The organism is Leptospira jelokensis, from assembly GCF_004769635.1.
In the GTDB taxonomy this organism is placed as follows: domain Bacteria; phylum Spirochaetota; class Leptospiria; order Leptospirales; family Leptospiraceae; genus Leptospira_A; species Leptospira_A jelokensis.
The window spans coordinates 31,239-47,356 of sequence record NZ_RQGH01000011.1 but is presented as its reverse complement, the minus strand read 5'-3'; the positions used below and the strand labels follow the sequence as shown (position 1 = coordinate 47,356).

Annotated in this window: 15 protein-coding genes; 7 read left to right on the top strand and 8 right to left on the bottom strand. The window is 38.0% G+C overall.

Going from position 1 to position 16,118, the window contains the following annotated elements:
• Window positions 1-50: 50 nt before the first annotated feature.
• The 6 genes from EHQ62_RS04710 (at window position 51) to EHQ62_RS04685 (ending at window position 7,971) form a co-directional block, all read left to right on the top strand.
• Complete coding sequence (locus EHQ62_RS04710) at window positions 51-650, top strand: CBS domain-containing protein (RefSeq protein ID WP_135641076.1); 600 nt, start codon at window positions 51-53, stop codon at window positions 648-650.
• Between the two features lie 20 nt (window positions 651-670).
• Window positions 671-2,104 (top strand): sodium:solute symporter, encoded by a 1,434-nt coding sequence (locus EHQ62_RS04705; protein ID WP_135641075.1) that lies wholly within the window; start codon window positions 671-673, stop codon window positions 2,102-2,104.
• A 198-nt stretch (window positions 2,105-2,302) separates the two neighbouring features.
• A complete protein-coding gene (leuA2, locus tag EHQ62_RS04700; RefSeq protein ID WP_135641074.1) occupies window positions 2,303-3,487 on the top strand; it encodes a 2-isopropylmalate synthase LeuA2 in 1,185 nt (394 codons plus the stop codon).
• A 104-nt stretch (window positions 3,488-3,591) separates the two neighbouring features.
• A complete protein-coding gene (locus EHQ62_RS04695) occupies window positions 3,592-5,340 on the top strand; it encodes an N-acyl-D-amino-acid deacylase family protein (RefSeq protein ID WP_135641073.1) in 1,749 nt (582 codons plus the stop codon).
• A gap of 195 nt (window positions 5,341-5,535) precedes the next feature.
• Window positions 5,536-6,183, top strand: a complete 648-nt coding sequence (locus EHQ62_RS04690; protein ID WP_425269525.1) for a DUF4349 domain-containing protein — start codon at window positions 5,536-5,538, stop codon at window positions 6,181-6,183.
• A 12-nt stretch (window positions 6,184-6,195) separates the two neighbouring features.
• Complete coding sequence (locus tag EHQ62_RS04685; protein WP_135641071.1) at window positions 6,196-7,971, top strand: TPM domain-containing protein; 1,776 nt, start codon at window positions 6,196-6,198, stop codon at window positions 7,969-7,971.
• Window positions 7,972-8,006: 35 nt separating this feature from the next.
• On the opposite strand, the gene EHQ62_RS04680 is transcribed toward EHQ62_RS04685, so the two are convergent.
• From EHQ62_RS04680 to EHQ62_RS04660, 5 genes are all read right to left on the bottom strand, one after another.
• Window positions 8,007-8,573: a TetR/AcrR family transcriptional regulator gene (locus tag EHQ62_RS04680; protein WP_135641070.1), complete on the bottom strand. Its 567-nt coding sequence runs from the start codon at window positions 8,571-8,573 to the stop codon at window positions 8,007-8,009.
• A gap of 27 nt (window positions 8,574-8,600) precedes the next feature.
• Window positions 8,601-9,617: an alkaline phosphatase D family protein gene (locus EHQ62_RS04675; protein WP_135641069.1), complete on the bottom strand. Its 1,017-nt coding sequence runs from the start codon at window positions 9,615-9,617 to the stop codon at window positions 8,601-8,603.
• 111 nt (window positions 9,618-9,728) lie between these two features.
• Window positions 9,729-10,223, bottom strand: coding sequence for a hypothetical protein (locus tag EHQ62_RS04670; protein ID WP_135641068.1), 495 nt, complete (start codon window positions 10,221-10,223; stop codon window positions 9,729-9,731).
• Between the two features lie 145 nt (window positions 10,224-10,368).
• On the bottom strand, window positions 10,369-10,899 hold the full coding sequence (locus EHQ62_RS04665; protein ID WP_135641067.1) for a hypothetical protein: 531 nt from the start codon (window positions 10,897-10,899) through the stop codon (window positions 10,369-10,371).
• Between the two features lie 77 nt (window positions 10,900-10,976).
• A complete protein-coding gene (locus EHQ62_RS04660; protein WP_135641066.1) occupies window positions 10,977-11,855 on the bottom strand; it encodes an Ig domain-containing protein in 879 nt (292 codons plus the stop codon).
• 228 nt (window positions 11,856-12,083) lie between these two features.
• Between EHQ62_RS04660 and EHQ62_RS04655 the strand changes: the two genes are divergently transcribed.
• Window positions 12,084-12,512: an SRPBCC domain-containing protein gene (locus EHQ62_RS04655; RefSeq protein ID WP_135641065.1), complete on the top strand. Its 429-nt coding sequence runs from the start codon at window positions 12,084-12,086 to the stop codon at window positions 12,510-12,512.
• Between the two features lie 44 nt (window positions 12,513-12,556).
• On the opposite strand, the gene EHQ62_RS04650 is transcribed toward EHQ62_RS04655, so the two are convergent.
• From EHQ62_RS04650 to EHQ62_RS04640, 3 genes are all read right to left on the bottom strand, one after another.
• A complete protein-coding gene (locus EHQ62_RS04650; protein ID WP_244241639.1) occupies window positions 12,557-13,237 on the bottom strand; it encodes a response regulator transcription factor in 681 nt (226 codons plus the stop codon).
• Between the two features lie 19 nt (window positions 13,238-13,256).
• A complete protein-coding gene (locus tag EHQ62_RS04645) occupies window positions 13,257-14,183 on the bottom strand; it encodes a hypothetical protein (RefSeq protein ID WP_135641063.1) in 927 nt (308 codons plus the stop codon).
• Between the two features lie 89 nt (window positions 14,184-14,272).
• Window positions 14,273-15,955, bottom strand: a complete 1,683-nt coding sequence (locus tag EHQ62_RS04640) for a 7TM diverse intracellular signaling domain-containing protein (RefSeq protein ID WP_244241666.1) — start codon at window positions 15,953-15,955, stop codon at window positions 14,273-14,275.
• Window positions 15,956-16,118 lie beyond the last annotated feature (163 nt).

Below are 16,118 nucleotides of genomic sequence, written 5' to 3'. Positions count from 1 at the left end.
CAAGTTTTTTCTTATTTTTGACAAACTTTTCAGAAAGGTAGGGCATAATTATGTTCTTTTGGATCCATGACGGGCGCATTTCCCCCAATCCACCAGCCACTCACCCCGACCGTGTTCCCAAAATCCATCCATCTGCCCAATCTACGCCAAGCGAAATCGGGGACGGGGAACCTGAAACCTCTCCTACAGGATCTTTCCTTCACAGAAACCCGAGGGATGCCTACAAGGAGGCGGCACTTCCAACGGAAAAACCCGTATTTTTCCTCCACGAAATGATGACAAGTCCCGTGTTCACCAAAGAGAAAGGGGAATCCATCGAGTCCTGTCTGGATTTTATGTTAGAAAAAGGAATCCGCCATTTACCCATAACGGATAGGACGGGAGAACTTGTCGGATTTGTTTCCGACAGAGATTTACTGGACAAAACAAAATCCTACGAGAGGGAAATGCCAGTATCAGACGTTATGATAAAGCGCGTGTTAGTTGGACCACCTGGAGCCGAGATAAGACAGGTAACGAAACTCTTATTAGAAGAAAGAATCGGTTGTTTACCCATCGTAAATGACGATAATGTACCTATTGGAATCATCACAAGATCCGATTTACTTCGCCTTCTTTTGAAATATCCCAATTTTAGTTTAACAGTCTGAATGAAATGATAAGGGTATTTATGATTTGGGATGTCATTGTTTTAGGTTTTTATTTTTTATTTGTATTCTATTTTGGTTTTCGTTTTGCCAAAAACACAGAGAAAGAAGAGGATTTTTATTTAGCCAAAAAAGAAATCCACTGGGTATTTCTCATGATTTCACTCGTTGCCACAGAAACTTCTAGTTTAACTTTTTTAAGTATTCCTTCCCTTTCCTATAAGGGAGATTTTCGATTTCTGGAAATTGCCATTGGTTATATCATTGGTAGGACCATTGTTGCTTTGTATCTACTCCCTTCTTATTTTTCGGGTAATACCATTTCGGTTTATGAATATGTAGGCAATCGATTTGGAAAGACACCTCAAAAAACCTTATCCTTTGTATTTACCATTTCAAGATTACTTGGTGATGGAATTCGTTTGTATGTAAGTTCCTTACCGATTGCCTTCCTTTTAGAAAGGATGGGATTTCCTATTTCTGCTGAGATCTTAGGTATGTTGGCTCTCTTAATTTTAAGTGTGGTAACCATCATTTATTCTGTGTTTGGTGGATTTAGAGCAATTGTTTTCACTGATGTTTTGCAGTGGATCATTTATCTATTGGGTGGAATTTTTGCACTTGTTCTGATCCAAATCAACTTGGGTGGATTCGCCATCACAAATCAAATCCAACATTTAGAAACGTTAGGAAAATGGAAGGTATTTATCTTTGATTACAACCTAACGGGTGATAATAGTTACTTCATTTTGTTTGCGATCCTAGGTGGTGCCTTTATCTCTGTTGGCTCCCATGGAACCGATTTGATGTTGGTACAACGAGTGATTGCGACAAAGAATTTACTCTCTGGCCAAAAGATTTTGATTGGCAGTGGGATTGTCGTTTTCTTCCAATTTTTACTTTTTTTATGCATTGGATCCCTACTTTATTTGTTTTATGAAGGAAAGATGGTTCCAGCAGAAAAAGTTTTTAGCCATTTTATCATAAACGAAGTGCCTTCCCCAATGCTCGGTATCCTTGTGGCAGCAATCCTTGCTAGTGCCATGTCAACACTCAGTTCAACGATCAATTCCTTATCTCTCACTTGGGCAAGGGATTGGGAAATGGACAAATGGTTTAGCCCAAGAACCTTATCATTGTTTTTCGGTGTTCTATTGTTTTTTGCAAGCCTCATCCCATATTTCCTTGTGGAGACCTGGGAAAAGGGCATCCTAGAAATGGGACTCACCATTTTTTCCTATACCTTGGGACCATCCATTGCGGTGTTTTTCCTAGCCAAAGGGAGAAAAGACCTTCCCATTTCGGGTTCGATTTTCTCCTTATTTTTCCTCTTGAGTATCTTCATTACTATCTTTGTAGGAATTGGTTTCAAACTTTCGTTTACCCTCCTCATCCCCATCGGATTTGGGAGTTTGTTTGGCCTTGTCACCCTAACTGGGATGATAAAAAAAAATTGACGAAAACTTAGCTTTAGGATCGTCTAAACAATAACAATGAAATCATTCGCACACATTCAGCTCCTACTCCTCCTCGAGATTTTATAATTCGAGGGAGAGAGAGCTATGTGACAAAGCCCACTCCCAACCGGGAAGTGGGCTTTTTTATTTTTGGTCCCCCGGTCGGAAGTGGTTACTTTTTGCGGATTCGGAGGAACAATGAAACCAAACACCATTCACATCCAAGACGTCACTTTACGTGATGGGAACCAAGCTTTAAAACGACCGTGGACCATTGATGAAAAAATCGAAGTTTTTGATTTGTTAGTCGATTTGAATGTGGACGGCATCGAAGTAGGTTTTCCATCTTCAAACGAAGCCGAATTTCAAACATGCCAAGTGTTGTCTAAACGTGCCCCAAAGGGTAAACCGATTGCAGCTTTATCAAGAGCCAATGAAAAAGAAATCGCTGTTACATGGGAAGCAATCCAAAATGCAGACAAACCACGGATGCATATTGTTTATCCAGTGAGTGATTTTTCCATCAAACATGTATTAAAGATTTCAGAAAAAGAAGTGCTACAAAAAATCAAGTCTTCCGTGTCTTTTGCTAGGTCCATCGTTGGACCCAATGTGGAAATCCAATTTTCTGGCGAACATTTTGGTGATGCCATTGAAAACTTCGCTTTTACAAAATATGCATTTGAAACGGCAATTGAAGCGGGTGCAAACATTATCAACTTACCAAACACAGTCGAACGGTATAGGCCCATGATTTTTGTGAATATGGTGAAGGAAATCAAAGACTACATTGGAGATAAGGCGATTTTATCCATTCATACACATAATGATTTAGGTATGGCAACTGCCACTTCTGTGGAATCGGTGTATGTAGGAGCAAATCAAATTGAAGTGGCATTAAATGGACTTGGGGAACGTGCTGGAAATACCAACTTGTATGAAACAGCTATCGCCTTACACCAAAATGGCGAATCGTTGAATTTAAACTTCCAAAGGATCTACCCTACTGCCAAACGAATTTCAGAACTTACGGGAATTCCGATAGGGGAAAAAACACCAATCATTGGAGAAGATATTTTTTCTCATAGATCCGGAATCCACCAAGATGGTGTCACAAAAACCTTACACCAAACGAAAGGTGCGTATCGGACCTTTTCTCCTGAATTTGTTGGTAGAAGGGATAAAGAAACCATCTCCTTTACCAACCAATCGGGTCACAAAGCTATTGAATTTTTGTTAAATCAAAAAGGAATCAAAGTTTCAAGAGAAGAAATCCACCATTTGTTTTCTTTGGCAAAATCCATTTCTTCAAAGGAGAATAACCGTGAGATCACCGAAGCAGAGTTAGTGGCACTTAGTCAATCAATCCTCTCTTATCAGTGAACAAAGAAGGTTTTTGTCCAGAGAAACTTAAGGCAATTGATAGGGAATCATTGACAAATCTTTGTCAATCTGCCATAATTTCGAATGGTTTTTCTGGAGGTATCATGGCAGAGACTCTTATCAAACAAGCGCGTATCTTTGATGGCAGCACCAATCCATCGTTCATTGGAGATGTTCGGATCAAAGACGGGATCGTGGAAACAATTTCCAAAACTGAATTGAATCCTAAACCGGGAGAAACTGTCATCGATGCAAAAAACCAATGGCTCACGCCAGGTTTTATTGATTTCCACACGCATTACGATGCAGAAATTGAAGTGGCCCCTGATTTATCAGAGTCGGTTCGGCACGGAATCACTACTATTTCCTTAGGCAGTTGTTCGTTAAGTTTGGCGTTAGGTGATCCTACTGATCTTGCTGACATGTTTAGTCGGGTGGAAGCAATTCCACGAAAAAATGTATTATCGATATTAGAGAGTAAAAAAAATTGGAACTCGGCTATTGAATACAAAAAACATCTTAATTCACTTCCGCTCGGACCAAACGTCACTTCCTTTGCGGGCCATTCTGCCATTCGGGCCCATGTGATGGGATTGGAAAGATCCTTAACCAAGGGAGAAAAACCAACCAAACAAGAGTTAGAAAAAATGAACCAACACCTCGAAGAAGCTTTGGATGCTGGTTTTATGGGATTATCAATCAATACCCTTGTTTGGGATAAAATGGATGGTTCCAGATTTCGATCCAGACCACTTCCTTCCACATTTGCCAATTGGAGTGAATACGAATTTTTAAACAAAACACTTAGAAAACGAGGAAAAATTTTCCAAGGTGTTCCCAATGTTTCCACTAAAATCAATGTACTTATGTTTTTAAAAGAAGCGTTTGGAATTTTTAGAAAACCTTTAAAAACTACCATCATCTCCCTTATGGATGTGAAATTTGATCCTGGTTTGTACAAACTCTTGGGAGTGATCGGACGTATCACAAATAAAATATTTCGATCTGATTTCAGGTTCCAAGCTCTACCCGAGCCATTTGATTTGTATGCCGACGGAATGGATGTTGTTGTGTTTGAAGAATTTGCAGCAGGTGCGAAAGCCAATCACATTGAAGATGAATTGGAACGAAAACAACTTATGAAAGATCCTAAGTATCGGTCTTGGTTCAAAAGGCAATGGACCAACTGGTTTTTACCGCGAGTGTTCCACAGAAATTTCAGAGAAACGAAAATTGTTGATGCACCAGACAAATCTCTGATCGGTAAATCAATTGATGACGTTGCAAAAGAAAGAGGGGTCCACTCAGTCACTGCGTTCTTAGATTTAGTGGCAGAACATGGAAATGATGTTCGGTGGTATACAGTCATGGCAAATCACAGAAAGGAACCATTACAAAAAATCGTTTCCTATCCCGATATCCTAATTGGTTTCTCGGATGCGGGTGCCCATTTACGTGGGATGGCTCATTATAATTTCCCACTTCGTATGTTAAAACTGGTTAGGGATGCAGAATTAGAAAATAAACCTTTTATGACAATGGAAAGAGCTGTTCATCGTCTCACCGGTGAAATTGGAGATTGGTTTGGGATTGATGCAGGTTATATCAAAGAAGGGAAACGAGCAGATTTGGTATTAATTGATCCAAGTAAACTTGACGATTCTCTTGCTAAGGATGTGGAAGCACCGATGCCTTTTATGGAAAATTTCAAACGTTGGGTTCGACGTAATGACGATACAATCAAAAAAGTATTCATCAATGGGAAATTGGCAGTTGATTCGGGAAAACCTGTCAATTCCCTCGGAAAAGAACGAGGTTATGGACGCTTTTTAGAATCCCAAATCGGAGTTTAAAAAAGGTTTGAAGTTGGAAACTGAATCCATTAGATTCAGTTTCCAATTATAGCCATGAAAACAATTCCTTTCCACTCATCCAAACTCCTCCTCCTACCCTTCCTTTTCTCCATCATCCAATGTTCTAATATGAATCGAATGGAAAGAGAAACCGTTCTCTCCCGAAACATGGCAGACAATTATGAAGAAGCAAAAATGAGTTCGGGAGTTTCCCAAGCACCCAAGTCAGATTCAAAAACCCAAGACTCAAAATCTCCCAAAAGAATGATGGTGTATACTGTAGTCGTCAATTTGCAATCCAAAGAAATTGAACCAAAAGTAACAGAGATCATCAAACTTGCAGAATCATTTGGTGGTTACGCACTCCAATACAGCTCACAAGGAACGATTCAATTAAAAATCCCACAAGAGAATTTAAAAAACTTTTTACAGACCTTAAAAAAAGAATCTCATAACTACTCTGAAGACGTATCTGCAAAAGATGTGACAGAAGACTATTTGGATACAGAAATCCGTTTGGAAAATGCCCAAAAGATGCGGACACGACTGCTTGAAATTTTGAAAACAGCCAAAACCTTAGAAGAAACTTTAAAAGTTGAAGCTGAATTAAACAAAGTATCTGAATCCATTGAACGATGGGAAGGGAAACTCAAATACCTTTCATCTGCAATCCAACTATCATCTGTTACAGTCCATGTAAGGCAAAAATGGGAACCCGTGGTCCAAAAAGAATACAAACCAGGTCCCTTAGGGTATCCCATTTATTATTTGTATTTAGGCCTTGGCAAAGTAAAAGATGGAATCATTTGGTTATTCGTACAGGAAATTCCGAAAGAAAAATAAAGGAATCCTACTATGAATCGAATTTTCATTTGTTTGACCTTAGTTTTCTTTTCTGTATGTAAAAATACAAAAGATCCCTATCCCAAACTAACAGGACCTGTGATCGATCCAAGCAACTACTTTCCTTTGGATGTTAAGTCAAAATTGGAAACAACATTACTTTCGGAAGAAAAAATAACTACCAACCAAGTTGTGGTTTATGTGACAGAAAGACTTCAGGAAGATACGATTGAAAAAGAAGCGAGTGCAGTATTTGAATTTTGGCAATTGGGTAAAAAAGATAAAGACAATGGGATTTTGTTACTCCTAGCACCAAATGATCGAAAAGTTAGAATTGAAGTTGGTTATGGACTTGAAGGTGTTCTCACTGATTTAGTCGCCAAACGGATCATAGACGAACTAATCATTCCAAATATGAAATCAGGCAATCCATCTTTGGCAATGCTTTCGGGGACAAATGCTATCTTAGAACAACTTCGGTATGGTTCCCCAAAACTAACCAATGAATTTTGCCCTAATGAATTTACTGACCTACAATCCGACTTACATCCTGATACGATTCCCTTTTTAATCAAAGAGGTGAAACCACTACAGAAAAAAATAAGTTTTTATTTCTGTGTGGTACCCGCAGAAAACCAATTAGGATTGGAAACTTTGGCCAACCAATTATACTTAAACCAACAAAAAACGAACAAAAAATCCATAGTATTTCTAACTTCACCCAAAAATGGTTATATGGGTACAATCAAAGTTGACCCAGAATACTATTGGTCCCTTAGCCAAAACAAAGTACGGAGTATTTTTTTAAATCGGTATGCAGAAAAAGCAAGTGGGGATTTTACAAATTACACATACAGAGCCTTTCTCGATATGTTGGATCATATCAAACACAACCAAAAGTTTACATTCGAAAAAGGTAGTGGTATATTTGATCCTTATGATGCTTTAGAAAAATTCTCCTATGAAAGAGCACTTGAAACGATTCATCAGTTAGAAGCAGAATATAATGTTGGAATCCAAATTTTATTTTTAGATACAAAAACTGATTTAACTCCCGAAGCAAAAAAATTCCACGAATCCGCTTTTGGAAAAAATTCTGGGATCAGTTTACTTTTTTCATTGAACCAAAAGAAATTCATGGTTTATACAAATGAAAATTCAAATATACAAGTATTAGGCCAATCGATCCCAAAACAAATTGTTATGGAAACTTTGTCCGAAATCGTTAGTTCCGCAATCTCATCGGATTTAAAATCAGCAGATATAGATTGGATGTGCATCCGAAGTGCCGAAGGAATCGACACTTACCTCGACCGACTCAAATACCAAAAAACTTTGGGAGAGGAAAATCAATTGGATCCAACATCGGATGCAAAAAGAGACCAAACCCAGGTATTGGAACCACATTTTTTATTCCAATTTTTCTTTATGTCGTTGTTTTTTGTGATATGGGTTGGGTTAGCCAGTGGTGAAGGTATTTTATTTTTTTACGGCATATTTTATGTAATAGGCCAAATCATAAGAAGCAAATTGATTTTATTACCGGATTCTCCCAACATTTATCATACCATTTTATTTTTTTCTTCCGCAGTTTTCAGTTATGTATGCGTGGTATTTTTTCGTAAGATCGGTTGGGCCGAAATTGTAGGCAGAAACACAAAAGATTTCTTCACACCATCCTCTTCTGGCTCTAGTTCTTCTTCGGGATCTGGTTACCGCTCTTCTAGTTCCTCATATTCTGGAGGTGGAGGAAGGTCTGGTGGTGGAGGCGCAAGTGGAAGTTGGTAAGGATTCCAATTTAACCATCCAAACAACATGCGCGATTATGATTTGATCAATCTTTGAGCTGAATGGATCATTTGTGATTTCATCCTTTCGATGACCTTTCGATCTTTGGTGAGGGCATACAATCGTAGACCACCTAAGTAACTCATATACAATTCATAACTCAACGACTTCACTAAATCAGGACGTAAATTGGGTTCAAACTTTAATATACAAACCTCAACTGTTTCTAACACATGTTGCACGGCATTGTTTCGATAAGAATCGAATTGGTGTAAATGAGAAATTTCACCAGAAAAAAGTGCAATGGGACAATCCTTTCTAGATGTATTCCTTTGGTTTCTAACAATAAAGTTCACCCATTTATCAATGAAGTCAGTGATGTCATTAGCTTTGCTCAAAACCTTCAACATTACAATCCGTTGTTGTTCTGATAAATAATTTAGATATTCAAATCCTATATCATCTTTGGATTTAAAATGATCATAAAGTGTTTTTTTATACGCACCTGCTCGTTCCAAAATTTCAGCGATGCCTGTGGCTTGGAAACCTTTCTCACGAAACAAAGCAAATGAACTTTCTAATATCTTTTCTTTTGGTTTCAATTTGACCTCCTAATTCCAGTTTTGTTTTTATTGTACGCTTTTTTCTTCACTAAATTTGTATTCCAAAACTTGTTTGCCTTCGATGTCCTGGATCATGGACTTCCAATGTAACGATCCATTTTCTAAAAAAATATCGAGTCTACCTACGTTTTCTTTTCGGTATGCATTCCCAAGTTTCCATTCAGAATCATATTCCAAAGATAAAAATGGTAGAGGCAGGTTTAGTGAACTGGATGTAATTTCAACTAGCGTTCGTTCGTTTGGAGTTTTGTATTCGTGGATCTCTGCAATATGACGATCCCCTGAAAGGATCACAATGTCTTTTGATTTGGCTTTATGAAGTGATTGGATTAATTTTTCCCGTTCCATGGGTAAATTATTCCATTTTTCAAATGGTTGTTCTGTTGGAATCACTTGTACACTGGAAACGAAAACAAGTAAATCGGATGGTTTGGACAATTCATTTTCCAACCAAACCCATTGTTCTTCACCAAGCATCGTCTGACTTTCGTCAGATGATGGTCTGTAGTGGCTTTTACGAGTGAGATAGGACATGTAACTCCTTTGTAAGGGAGATCGAAAGTATCTTGTATCGGGAACAATGATATGGATTTTCTTTTTTTGGAATTCTATCCAATAGGAATAATACACCCCTTGGTTGCCATTCGCTCCAAATTTGATGTCTTTTGGCATAAGAGGTTGTACGTAGGATAAAAAAATCTGACGCGACAATTCCCGATCAGCATATTCGGCACCACTATCATTGATACCAAAATCGTGGTCGTCCCATGTGAATAAAAATTTTGATTGTTTGCGAAGGGACTTCCACTCTTTTCGTTGGAACTGTTTCTCGTAAGCTGGGATTTTCTCTTTCGCAGACAAATGGTCAGCATAAACGATATCACCAAGAAAAATAAGATAATCCAATTTTTGCGAAAGGATTGAGTTAAAAATTGGACTTTCTTTGTCTTGGTGCAAACAAGAACCAAACCCAATCGACAAAGTCTGTTTCTCTTTGGCAACGAGTGGAGTTGCAATGGACATCCATCCAATGAAGTAGAAACCAAGGAAAATTTGTTGAAACGATACGTTAAAACTGATACAAGTTCTCACCCAAATGAGATTAGAGTACTTCCTTGGAGCGTCAACCGGAAATCATTGCCTACCAAAACGGTAATAACCTCCATAATAGCTTCGGTAGTATGGGGAAACAAGGTAAGGTCCTCCTAAAAATGATGGATGATAACGCATTTTTGGATATTGCCCATCTCGAAAACTAAGCCTTCTAAAAAAGGAACCGCGGTATAAAATCTCATTTTGGTAATAGGTTTCATTCACAAAAGGAGAGTAAACAACACCAGTCATCTGCCATTCAAATTGGGCTGTATCACCAATTACCGTAACCTCGGTTTCTTTATACATCATGGATGCCGAACGAATGTCTCCTATGACACAAGGTTCCATTCGGCTAGGCACTGGACCTTCCATTAAAACCAAACATTCTGAATTGTAACCATACTTCTTTGAAAATTTTGCATCGGATACCTTGAATGGATCTGCTGCTCCTTCTAATCTGTATGATGCATGAACCCTTTGTTTGCTCACACAATGGAGGCAAAGGAAACCAATCAAGAAGATGATTCGGACCATACGATTTTTAACCCCACTTATTCTCCAGGAAGTATAACCTCCTAACGGTGGGAAAGCGATGGTAGGTATCCGCAATTGCGGAAACTACCTATTCGTGATGAGAGACTCGTCCCCAAAGGTCCTATGAAAAACCAACGAGAACCATTTAGAGTTTCCGAAAGGTAACTCGGTAAGCTGAGACAGAAGAAGAGACCGCTCTACCTTGGCACTGGTAGAGACTTGGATCAACATGTCCACTGGGAACCATTGTATATGTTTTCCCTTCCGAAAGGGAAATGGTTTCAGTAAGAGCATTTTTGGTTGAAAATCGTTCCACAGTGTCTTCTTTTAATGCAACATGAACATCGAATCGAGTCGACGAACAGTTGGAAGACGTTAAGGTTTGCCTTCCTAAGTTTGCTGTGACTTCATAATTTCCAGATACCTTCACTTGTAATGCACCGCTGACTTTCTCGGAACTACAAATCGAGAAACTCCCTTCCCCCAAATGGATGACCTGACTTGCATTTTCATTTGTGATGAAATGGCAGGGTGAATTGGATAAAGCCAAAAAAAGAAGAACATCGGAAAAGGCATTGCCAGTAATCTTTTGCCCTGGGATGAGCCCCTTCTCTTCTTTCTGACTGCACTGCAAACAAAGGATGATGGAAACGATGACCAATGAAATTTTACGCATTTTGTACCTACTCAAGTTCAATCAATACAGGTAACAAAAACTAAGGTTGGTTCCCATTTTTTTACAAAGAGGATCCTTTAGAGGCCACACCGAATGTCCATTAGGCAGGAAAATTGCCCCTGAAAACAGATGCCAGCGTTGGCACACGAATACGGCGCGGGGTAACGACAAGTGGAAGTGGTCGAAACTGGTCGGCAAATCCGATTTTCTCGTTCTGCTTCTGTCACAACCAGAACTGAAATTTGGGTATTGATCTTAACAAGAGGGTCCTCTTTCAATTGGGCGACAATGGAAAATGTTTGGAATGCATCACCAGTTGTTTCCGTTGGAGTTCCAAAAATTTCTCCTGTGTTTTGATCCAAGTGAAGACCAGTTGGAAAGGTCTTATCCACAGAAAAACTAACCTCTCCCAATGAACGTAACCTTTGTAAGTTGACCGACTCTGTTGGTGGAATTGGTTCGATAACCTCTCCCAAATTCAGAATTAAATTCCGAAAAGAATAACGAAAGGATCCTAAGCACGGGACTAGTAACTTATTTGCAACACCTGGTTCATTTGTTCTAATCAAGTTTAATTCTAAAGTTGGGCAATACGAAACATGGAGGAGAATTTTAGAATCAGATTGTTCAACAATGAAAACATATTTTTTGGCACCATCACCTAATAAATCGATTTCAGTCACAGAACTAAGGGACTTTCCTTTCAAAACAAATTCTGTATTTTCTAAAAGCACACGAGGTGAAACCGTATCGATCACAAAGTATTTTTGGTTCTCTTCTTCTTTTTCCTCTTTTTCATTTGGATTTTCAATCGCGGAACCAACAAATGCAAGTAAGTTGGCAAAAATATGCGAATTGGGAGTGGATTCTTTAGAGGAACAGAATACCAAACAACCACAGAGAAAAAAAATCTGAATTCGTAAGTAAATCGGAGAAAACAAAACTTTTTGAACCATAAAAGATACCACCTTTCTGATTTAGGTGGGGTAAAAGATTACCAAAATGGTTTCAAAAAAAATAAAGGTGTTAGGAGAAAGGTCCTATTCTTAAGACAAATGAAAACGAACGATAAAAGATGTACGAAATGTTCTAAAAAATCCTGAATCAATTGTGATCTAAATCCACCTACTTGTGTTAGAATTTTTCATTGACGATAGGTAAATTTCAGTCATAAAAGATTTCCTATGCCTAACGAAATCACAATCCAAACGAATATCCCAGAAAACATCCATACCGTATGGAAATTGTATACATCTCCAGAACACATCATCCATTGGAATTTTGCTGATCCCTCTTGGCATTGTCCATCTGCCTCTGTAGACCTTAAAAAAGGAGGAGTCTACAAAGCACGTATGGAAGCAAAAGATGGAAGTTTTGGATTTGATTTTGAAGCTGTGATCGATGAGGTCAAAGAACCGACTCACCTCGTTTACACCTTAGGAGACAATCGAAATGTTAAAATTGATATGCAAGAGTCAAATCAGTCCACAGAAGTAGTGGTTTGTTTTGATGCCGAAAATGAAAATCCATTGGAAATGCAACGAGAAGGTTGGCAGTCAATTTTAAATCAGTTTAAGACTTATGTAGAATCTAAAAAAACTTCCCATTCTTAATCCAATTTTCTAACAAAGTTTAGGTGGCTTTTTAAGATGTTACCTTAAATGGTCGCCTTCAGGCTTTTATAATAATTCCTTCCCATCTTTAAATTCTCACCAGTCAAAAGTTCCACTTGGTAAAACCCACCACGCCCTGTTTGGATGGATTTGATTTGTTTTTTGTTCACAATATAGGATCGATGGATTCTGATAAAATGGTTTGGCAATATTTTCGAAATCGAATCCAAACTTTTAGAATGAATGAACTTTTCTCCATTTTTCTTAAATACTTTGATCCTTTTATCAAAGGACTGGATGTAAAGAATATCCTTTGTTGCGACCAATTGTAAGTGGTCCTCTTGTTTGATGCCGATGTATTTGGTTTTGGATTGGCGGACGTTTGATTGGAATTTATCTAACGCCATTTTGATTCGTTCTTTCGAAATGGGTTTGGGAACAAAATCCAACACACCATATTCGAATGCACGAATTGCTTCGGCAACATTTCCAGATGTAATGATGGTAAAAAATGAAGCAGCAGATGTTTCTTTTAACAAATCAAAACCAATGTCACCATCTAAATTAAGATCTAAAAACAAAAGATCAATGGGGTTTTCCTTTACAAAACATTGGGAACCAAGCAAAGTCCTTTCGATGTGTAGAGATGAAATCTTTGGCCCAAGTATCTCCCGCAGAATTTTCGTTAGGCCTCTTGCAGCCACAGTTTCATCTTCTACAATCAAAATCCTCAATGGAACTTCCTTAATATTGTTCTAATTTGTACTGGACATTGGATAAGTTCACAAACACTCCGACCATAGCTTGGTAAGAATTCAATGTTCGCATCGAAAACTGATCCGATTTTAAAAACTCTCTGTAATAATCAACTTCCGCTTTGATTCCAAAATAGCGACCTAAATAAATATTCAGTCCTGCCCCAACTCCGACAATTCCACCGATACCACTTGTGATTTGGTTGCTATAAACAAACCGGTCATGTGTGATCCCTGAGTGAGCTTCCCCCGTAAAAGAAACAACCCCTGCTCTTGCTGCCAAGTAAGGATCAAAAAAATTCCTTGGAATGGGATGGTAGGTTGCTAAAAAACTCATTGAATTACCACGGTAGATGGTCCTTTCACGAGGGAATGGATCCACATACTCTTTGTAATACGAGATACCTGGAATTACATCTTGCCTTTTCGCTTTCATGGAATTTTGCATAACTGTAAATCCTAATCCGATTTTTTCTTTCCAACCATATTCAAAATCAAATTGAGAGGCAACTCCTGGTGTATAGGTAGGTTTGAAATACAATCCTGATTCTTCATTCCGAATATTGCCTTGGTTATAATAGTCTTGGCTAACTTCTTTATTGACTACCTTGTATTGTAACACATTGTCATAATTTTTTTCGTGACTAATAAAAGTACCACTGGGTGCCAATGTCCCTCCACCCATAAAACTGATTAAAAACGCACCTTCATAAAAACCTGGTGGGTATTTCAGTTTTGCATAATATTTTTCCAATTCCGCATTATTTTTTTGAATCTCTTCTGGAGTTTGGTTTGGCTTACTTTCCGTTTGCACAGAAGTTTGTTTTTCTTCCTTTTTAGCATTGGCTTGTGCATTCAATTGGTAAACAGAAACCAAAACCAAAACCGATAAGAGCCATTTTGAATTTGTATTCATCTTGTTATCCTCAACGCAGAGGATAACGAATCTATTTACGTTCGCTTAAAAAAAAGTGCGAGTGGCACTGGAACACCGCGAATGGCACCTCACTCTAAAACGATGATTGTGTTCTCCCACCCACCCATGACCAAGCGGGAAGTGAATTCCCACTTGTTTGGAAACGCCTCCTGTAACCTCGATTTGATGTATTTAATCCCTGTCCCAAGTGAATCCGACTTTGTAGTTGGCAAACCATCGTTGAATAATATATACTTTGTTTTGTTTTTTTCCTTCTTCTTCTTTAAGATAAAACTACCTGCATTTTTTCCCTGGTAACCATGGGTCACACCATTCTCAACAAGGGTTAACAAAACAATTGGAGGGATCACATCTTTTAAACCGATTCCTTCGGTTAAAAATTCAAATTTTGATTCTTTTCGTAAACTCATGATCTCTAAGTATCGTTTACAAATTTCCACTTCTTCCTTGATGGGAATGGTTTTTTTGTTTGAAAGTTTTAGGATTGCCCTTAGTTCATCCGACAGAGAAGTTAACAATAATTTGGCTGTCTCGGGATCCTCATCCAACCAAATGATGGTGGAATTGATCGAATTCAAAAGAAAATGGGGATGGATATTATTTTTTAATAATTCTACTTCGAGCCGACTCGAAACCAATTTGGCATCTTGCAATTTTGCTTTGTAAGCAACCATCCTCCTTTCCGCTTTATTTTTATCGGAATTCACCAATTTAATTTTGTAAGCAAGTCCGAGTGAGAGTAAACACATCTCAATTGCAGAACCTGCCTGCAATCCATACTCGGTGACAATATTGGCAGGTAAAATACCAAAACCTTTTAAAGAATAAATCCCAACTCCAAACAATAAGGCGACCCAAGCGATGAGAAAGTACCTGGCGGGTTTGTATCCCTTATCCCAACAAACAACAGCTACCAAAAATACGACAATCGCAAAAAACATTACAAGAGATGCCAACAAATAGATGTTAATGTAGTAAGAAAAAACAAATGAGGACAACATAAGTAGTAACATGAGCCCCATAAGAAACAAAATGATTTTGTCCCAAGTAGGTGTATTCTTTTTTGTGTTTAAAAAACTACGAGTGAATTGCAAACCCCAAAAAAGAGAAAACCCACCCACAAAGGGTAAACTGATATTGGCCCAATGGGGAGAATTTGGCCAGAAGATCTGAAATGCCAATCCATTCAAAACCGATTGTGACAATCCATAAAAACTGATGTATAACAAATAATACAAATACCCAAAATCCTTTAACATAAACAAAAGGATTAAATTATAAATCACCAAAACAAATAAGATGCCATAATAAATTCCAAGAGATAAGTTTTCTTTTTCTTTGAGTTTTAGAAACCTTTCATGAGAATAAACAGTGATTGGGAATTGGACTGTACCTTCACTTTCAAAACGGAAGTAATAGGTATTATTTTTTTTTGGCAATAGTTTGATAGGGAAAATAAAACTTTTTTCTTCCAATGGTCTCTCTCGAAACAAATAGGAATCCCCTGTGACCACATGGTTCCAATCCTTATCTTTAGATTCATAAAAATCAATTTTATCGAGTAATGGATAGGAAACATGAATGAACCAATCCCTTTGGTTTGAATTGTTTTTAAGCTCAAAACGCACCCAATAAACATTTTTAGTAAAACCAAAGTTTGGTGAGATCGTCCGGCTTTCATTAAAGTCAGTGGATTTTTGCACTTCCTGAAAACTTAAAATTTTGGAGGGAGGTAGTTCCAAAATTTCCATATGGAAACCAAGTGGATACTCCCCCACATCATTTTTCAATATGGTAGAAAATCGAGATGGAGTTGGGTTGGCAAATAAGGGTAAAAATAGGAAGATTTGGAAAAAAACAAACGTAAGGCGAAAGAGAGACATCCTGGAAAAATTTATGGGAATCAATCAAAAA

Bases quoted from the DNA above. Each gene is read 5' to 3' on its own strand.
- EHQ62_RS04710 (WP_135641076.1), top strand. From the start codon at position 51: ATGTTCTTTTGGATCCATGACGGGCGCATTTCCCCCAATCCACCAGCC.
- EHQ62_RS04705 (WP_135641075.1), top strand. From the start codon at position 671: ATGATTTGGGATGTCATTGTTTTAGGTTTTTATTTTTTATTTGTATTC.
- leuA2 (WP_135641074.1), top strand. From the start codon at position 2,303: ATGAAACCAAACACCATTCACATCCAAGACGTCACTTTACGTGATGGG.
- EHQ62_RS04695 (WP_135641073.1), top strand. From the start codon at position 3,592: ATGGCAGAGACTCTTATCAAACAAGCGCGTATCTTTGATGGCAGCACC.
- EHQ62_RS04690 (WP_425269525.1), top strand. From the start codon at position 5,536: ATGAGTTCGGGAGTTTCCCAAGCACCCAAGTCAGATTCAAAAACCCAA.
- EHQ62_RS04685 (WP_135641071.1), top strand. From the start codon at position 6,196: ATGAATCGAATTTTCATTTGTTTGACCTTAGTTTTCTTTTCTGTATGT.
- EHQ62_RS04675 (WP_135641069.1), bottom strand. From the start codon at position 9,617: ATGTCCATTGCAACTCCACTCGTTGCCAAAGAGAAACAGACTTTGTCG.
- EHQ62_RS04670 (WP_135641068.1), bottom strand. From the start codon at position 10,223: ATGGTCCGAATCATCTTCTTGATTGGTTTCCTTTGCCTCCATTGTGTG.
- EHQ62_RS04665 (WP_135641067.1), bottom strand. From the start codon at position 10,899: ATGCGTAAAATTTCATTGGTCATCGTTTCCATCATCCTTTGTTTGCAG.
- EHQ62_RS04660 (WP_135641066.1), bottom strand. From the start codon at position 11,855: ATGGTTCAAAAAGTTTTGTTTTCTCCGATTTACTTACGAATTCAGATT.
- EHQ62_RS04655 (WP_135641065.1), top strand. From the start codon at position 12,084: ATGCCTAACGAAATCACAATCCAAACGAATATCCCAGAAAACATCCAT.
- EHQ62_RS04645 (WP_135641063.1), bottom strand. From the start codon at position 14,183: ATGAATACAAATTCAAAATGGCTCTTATCGGTTTTGGTTTTGGTTTCT.
- EHQ62_RS04640 (WP_244241666.1), bottom strand. From the start codon at position 15,955: ATGGAAATTTTGGAACTACCTCCCTCCAAAATTTTAAGTTTTCAGGAA.